Origin of the sequence: uncultured Olegusella sp. (assembly GCF_947253395.1) — a bacterium.
Classification (GTDB): Bacteria; Actinomycetota; Coriobacteriia; order Coriobacteriales; family Atopobiaceae; genus Olegusella.
In genome coordinates, this window is the sequence record NZ_CAMXYY010000153.1 from 1 (window position 1) to 2,986 (window position 2,986).

Annotated in this window: 3 protein-coding genes; all 3 read left to right on the forward strand. The window is 43.1% G+C overall.

What is annotated here, in order from left to right; translation table 11 throughout:
• On the forward strand, positions 1-1,878 hold a 1,878-nt coding region (locus Q0X25_RS08225; RefSeq protein ID WP_298581138.1), incomplete at its 5' end, for a helix-turn-helix transcriptional regulator.
• A gap of 208 nt (positions 1,879-2,086) precedes the next feature.
• Positions 2,087-2,773 carry a DUF5027 family lipoprotein gene (locus tag Q0X25_RS08230; RefSeq protein ID WP_298581140.1) on the forward strand — a complete coding sequence of 229 codons (687 nt, stop codon included), beginning with the start codon at positions 2,087-2,089 and terminating at the stop codon, positions 2,771-2,773.
• A partial coding sequence (locus tag Q0X25_RS08235) for a hypothetical protein (RefSeq protein ID WP_298581142.1) occupies positions 2,770-2,986 on the forward strand: 217 nt, incomplete at its 3' end. The genes Q0X25_RS08230 and Q0X25_RS08235, both read left to right, overlap by 4 nt.

Below are 2,986 nucleotides of genomic sequence, written 5' to 3' on the forward strand. Positions count from 1 at the left end.
GTGGTAACTCGCGTAGTTAATATGACAGTTGTTGGCATGGGTGCATGCGTACTTCTTATTCTCGCGTTCATATTACTTGTGAAATCAGTGCATGAGTTGCAGAGACAAAAGGACTCCCCCGTTGTTGTATCGATGCCAAAAGAAAAATCTGATATTGTACGCATAGCGTGTATAGAGGCTGGTCTTAGCGAGCGCGAAATTTCAGCAATTGAACTGATGTTGGCAGGAAAAACTTCCTCTGAGTCCGCCGAAGTGCTTGGTATTAGTGCACCTACGGTGCGCACATATCTCAGACGATCCTATAAAAAGCTTCATGTTGCCGATGCCCAAGAATTGGAATCACGTTTTCAGGACAACAAAGAGACTAATTTTGACTCGGTATCAGAAACAATAGCGAAGACCTGCATAGAGCAAAGCGAAAAAATTATAGATAGTGTACAAGCAAACAAAATTCAACAATTATTGCGTTTGCCGATTTATGTTTGGTTGTGCGGCCCGTTATCGCTAGCTTATTTGCTGCTCTTCCCAATCGGAGCTGCTATGCATCCGTGGGGTTTAGGGCGTCATATAACGCTGGGCGTTGCCTGTGCCTGTATTTTATTTGGTGCTAATAAACGATATCTTTTTACTCGTCGTTTTGACGAAGCATCAGAAGTTCTTAACGAGACGAGTACAAAGCGATATTGGATACTCTTTAGCTTGTGTCTTCTATGGGCAGTTGGTATCTGTGTGGTATATCACCTGAATCATGTCCAGACAGAAGACTGGCCTAGGGACTCAATAACATCCTTGTGGTATTTAATTGCATTTGCAATCCTTATGGTTTGCTTACTGATGTGTGTACGTATTGCCATTCGAACGATACGTATTGCTAATCTTGTATACGCCATTCCAAGCGCGTCATGTCTCGTAGCATTTTCTTCGTTTGGTACTGTTTGCTGGGTAATTGCAGTTGGTATTGCCGCAGTCCTCTCGATGGCATTTATCCGATTGTCTGGGAAGATGACAGAAAATGTGGGAGCTCTTCAAGCGGCGAGTGAGCAGCCATCATTTTTTTGCGAAGCTTCTCCTGCGAACTTTGCAATGTTTGTTGTTGCGTTTGGGATTGGCGTCACATTTGAGGAAACGTGGCGCATCTCTACTGGGCTTTGTATGTTGCCCCTGCTTGTTCCGTTTATTACGACTTTAACTTTATTTTCAGGAATGATGTCCGTAAAACACAGAGGTGATAAGCAACGTATACCTTTAATTATTGTATCCATAGCTAGTTTAGTGTTGGTGTTGCAACAGGGAATCTGGAGCATATGTCCACTCGCTCTTTTTATCTGGTGTGCGTTGATGCTTGCGCAGTTTTTGGCAGCGTATAGCGAAGGTAATCGCTCAGTAACTAGACTAACGTCGTTGTCAAGATACCTTATCTTCTTTGGTTTGGGTATCGTTGCAATGTTGGTTGCAGTTGATAAATACGCACAGCTGCTCTCAGCGCATCCAAGCTATCTTTTGTGGTTGGGCGGACCAGCTGTGTTACAACAGGTCTTTTTGTTTTTCGCCGGTATAGCATCAGTGTCTTTGAGTGCTGCTACAGTTGTTTGCGGTATGCATCTCTATAACAGAATTGCGAGTAACGAGCTTTTGGAGAAACTGCCTCTTTCTACCGATGAGCGGATACTTCACTATCTGGAATCCCGCGGCTTGGACGAGATTCAGTCTCGCGTATCGTTGGGCATCGTGCGCGGTTTTAGTATAAAAGAAATTGCTATCCGTATGGGCTACTCTCCTTCCGCAATAGGTGCCGCTCGAACCAGTGCCTATAAGGTACTTGATGTTCATGAGCGCAAAGGTCTAGTGAACTGCATATTACGAGGTATAGGCATGTAATCAGCCATCCTTCCTAACTCTAGTGCCCTGATGACTAGTAAAGAGTGAGCAGCTAACCAATCATTGACCTCACTAAGGGCGCTCGAGAAATTACAAAAGGAAGGATGAGATTATGTTGCACAAAAAGCCCTTCGCTTTAACGATTGCTGTAGCGCTGGCAATGCTTCTCTCATGCATGCCTAGTTTTTCATGCTAGAAGGAGCTGCTGGTGAATATTAAAAAAAGCGAAATGCGAACCATAAGATTGCTTGCAGTGCTTATTGGTGTTGTGGTCGTTGCATATGGTGGGTGGCTTAGCTATCAATATGTCTTATCTAGACAGTCTGATCAACTAATAAGGGAGTTTAAAAATAATAAAAGATTTAAGGGAAGCATGCATAAAACCCTAACGCTAGATTCCAAGGACGATGTGGTGGATACCCAAGAGGGATATTTGAGAGGAGTATATTATGATTGGTCTGGCGTAATGCAAGTGACCGTAGATTCGTACAGGGTGTTTGATAGTCCCAAGGAAGCGGGGCTTAAGGTTGGCGAAGATGGCGTTGCACCAACAAATGATGAGAAAAGTAAATTTGCTCTTGTAACGTTTACCCTTAAGAACGTGAGTGCTGTGCCTAATGGAACCACAGGTGATACCGATGGGTATAACGCATCAGTATTTCAGCTCAATTTAGCAAGTGACATAGACTACTTTAATCATGCGACCCACACACATTCTGAGCACGAGTATTTAAACTACACACTAAACATTGGTGAAGAAAAGCAAATGGAGCTAGGATTTTATCTTGGCCCAGACTCTGATGTGAACTCTCCAGAGTTTATTATTGGTATAGACGGTTCTGATGTGCAATATCACATTCCGCTTGTTGAAGAAGTGGAAGGTGATAAGAAATGAGCCAACTTCTCAAAATTGAATTCTCTCGTGCATTTCGAAACAGAAAATATTATGTCGCTCTCATTATTGGTGTTTTGTTAGCGCTAGTGAGTGCTGTTTACGGAATCCAAAACCATGAAATGTTTCTTCCAGCAGAGATGTCCTCTACCAGATGGGGACCAACATCTATGGATAGCTGTTATACCTATTGGATGTCGCTACATAATACAGTAC